1 protein-coding gene is annotated in these 2,854 nt (G+C 68.9%); it reads left to right on the top strand.

Annotated features, from left to right (window positions below; translation table 11 throughout):
- Positions 1-230 precede the first annotated feature (230 nt).
- Positions 231-2,807: a trehalose-phosphatase gene (gene otsB / locus ACFV4K_RS35335; protein ID WP_379280642.1), complete on the top strand. Its 2,577-nt coding sequence runs from the start codon at positions 231-233 to the stop codon at positions 2,805-2,807.
- Positions 2,808-2,854 lie beyond the last annotated feature (47 nt).

Raw genomic sequence — 2,854 nt, 5'->3', positions numbered from 1 at the left:
GGTCCGGAGAGCCGGGCAGCCCGTTGGCATTTCCGGGGTCCGGGTTTGCTGGAACAGCGCTGGTCAGCCGGTGTGAACAGCGAGCAACCCGGGTGTGTCTCACACACGGCGTGATCGACGCGAAAGTGTCTTGTAAACGCTATGTATCACCGCACACACGAGCGGGCAATCAAGACCCAGTAGCATCACTCGCGCCCTGAAAAATCTCCTCCGATCACTAGGTTGGATGCGTGAGCGCACAGGATTTGTCACTCGAACTGCGCCGTGCCCTGTCGGCCATCGCCCGCGTGCCACGGTTGCTGGTCGCTTCGGACTACGACGGGACCATCGCGCCCATCGTCTCCGACCCGGCCAAGGCCTATCCCCATCGAGAATCGGTGAGCGCCTTGCGCGCTCTCGCCGGACTCACCGGCACCACGGCGGCCGTCATCTCGGGCCGCGCCCTGCGAGATCTCGCGGCGCTGTCGCGCCTTCCGGTCGAGGTTCAGCTGATCGGTAGCCACGGTTCGGAATTCGATGTCGGCTTCGTGCACGCCATCGACAACGACGCGAAACAGCTACTGCAAGAGGTCACTACGACTTTGACGCAGATCGCTCAGGACAACCCGGGCGCCTCGGTCGAGATCAAACCCGCCAGCGTGGCCCTGCACGTCCGCAACACCAGCCCCGAAATCGGCCGTCGCGCACTGGTTCAGGTGCGTCAGGGTCCGGCCAGCTGGGTCGGCGTGCAGACCACCGAAGGCAAGGAAGTGATCGAGCTCGCGGTCGTCGAGACCGACAAGGGCGCGGCTCTCGACATCGTCCGGCACCAACAGGGCGCCTCCGCGGCACTGTTCATCGGCGACGACGTGACCGACGAGAAGGCGTTCAAACGCCTCTCCGGACCCGACGTCGGCATCAAGGTCGGCGACGGGGAGTCCCTCGCGAAATACCATGTGGCCAGCACCGAGGAGGTGTCGAAGGCGCTGGCGTTCCTACTCGAGGAGCGCCGCACGTGGCTGGCAGGTGCCTCGGCCCCTCGAATCGAGCGGCTGACCATGCTGGCCAGCCCTCGCTCCAAGGCCCTTGTCACACCGGACGGCACCATCACCTGGCTGTGCCACCCCGAACCCGACTCCGCCGCCGTCTTCGCCCACCTGCTGGGCGGACCGGGCGCGGGGCACTTCACCATTCAGCCCGAGCGCGCGGGACTGCCGCTGTCGCAGCGGTACGTCGACGGCACCATGACCGTCGAAACCCGTTGGTCCAGTTTGCAGGTCGTGGACTACCTGCCGCACGACGTGGTCCACGAGCGCACCGACCTGACCCGCGTCATCACCGGTGACGCCAAGGCGGTCATCACCTTCGCGCCCCGCCCCGAATTCGGGCAGGTGCCGGTGCGGCTGGTGCACGCCACCGGCGGCCTCAAGATCGAGGGCACCAACGATCCGATGGTGCTGCGCTCCCCCGGCGTCGAATGGGAGATCATCGACGAGGGCAACCACCACACCGCGCGCGCGGTCGTGGACCCCTCCCAGGGTCCGGTCGTGCTCGAACTGCGCTGCGGCACCTCCGATCTCGCGCCCGCCATGCGGCCCGAGGCGGACCGCCGCCGCGATGCCGAGCGCTACTGGGCGGAATGGGTCGGCACCCTCGAACTGCCGCCGCTCAAGCCCGACCTGATGAAGCGCTCCGCGCTCACCCTGCGCGGTCTGGTGCACGCGCCGTCCGGGTCCATCCTGGCCGCGGCCACCTCCTCGTTGCCCGAGGACATCGGCGGCGTGCGCAACTGGGACTACCGCTACTGCTGGCTGCGCGACGCCTCGCTGACCGCGTCCGCGCTGGTCTCGCTGGGCTCCACCGGCGAGGCCGAGGAACTGCTGGCCTGGGTGCACCGGGTGCTCGAGACGCTGCCCGGGCCCGAGCGGCTGCACCCGCTGTACACCCTCTACGGCGAGACCCTGCCGCCCGAGGCCGTCATCGACCAGCTGCCCGGCTACGCCGGCTCGCGGCCGGTACGCGTCGGCAACGCGGCGAACATGCAGGTCCAGCTGGACGTATTCGGGCCCATCGTGGACCTGATCTCGCAGCTCGCGCACACCCGGGAACGCCAGGGCATCAACGATCCCGCCAAGGCGCTGCCGGACGCGGACTGGGAGTTGGTGCACGCCATGGTGTCCGCGGTGCAGCGGCGCTGGCGCGAGGCCGACCACGGCATCTGGGAGATCCGCGGCAATCCGCGCCACCACGTGTACTCGAAGGTCATGGGCTGGCTGACGGTGGACCGGGCGCTCACCCTGGCCAAGCAGTTCGGCCGCCCGGCCGACCCGGAGTGGGCGCCGCTGCGCGACACCATCGCCGACGAGGTCAGGACCGAGGGCTGGAACGACGAAGTCCAGTCCTACACAGCGGCTTACGACGGCACCGACCTGGACGCCGCCACCCTGCACATCGGGTTGAGCGGGCTGATCGAGCCCTCCGACCCGCGCTTCGCGGCGACCGTGGTGGCCACCGAGGCGGAGCTGCGCAGCGGGTCGACCGTGTACCGGTACCACCACGACGACGGGCTGCCCGGCGGCGAGGGCGGGTTCCACCTGTGCGCCGCGTGGCTGGTCGAGGCGTATCTGCTGATCGGCAAGCGGGAGGACGCGGAGGCGTTGTTCGCGCAGCTGGTGGACGTGGCGGGACCGACCGGTCTGCTCTCCGAGGAGTACGACCCGGTCGCCGAACGCTCGCTCGGCAACCATCCGCAGGCGTACAGCCACCTCGGTCTGCTGCGCTGCGCGCAGTTGCTGAGCCAGCCGGTCGCGGCTTTCACCAGCCACTGACCTGAGGATTCGATAGTTCCGAAAGGCCCGGAGAGCAGGTTGCTCTC

It is taken from the genome of Nocardia sp. NPDC059764 (assembly GCF_042732555.1).
GTDB lineage: Bacteria > Actinomycetota > Actinomycetes > Mycobacteriales > Mycobacteriaceae > Nocardia.
This window is presented reverse-complemented; position numbering and strand designations above follow the sequence as displayed.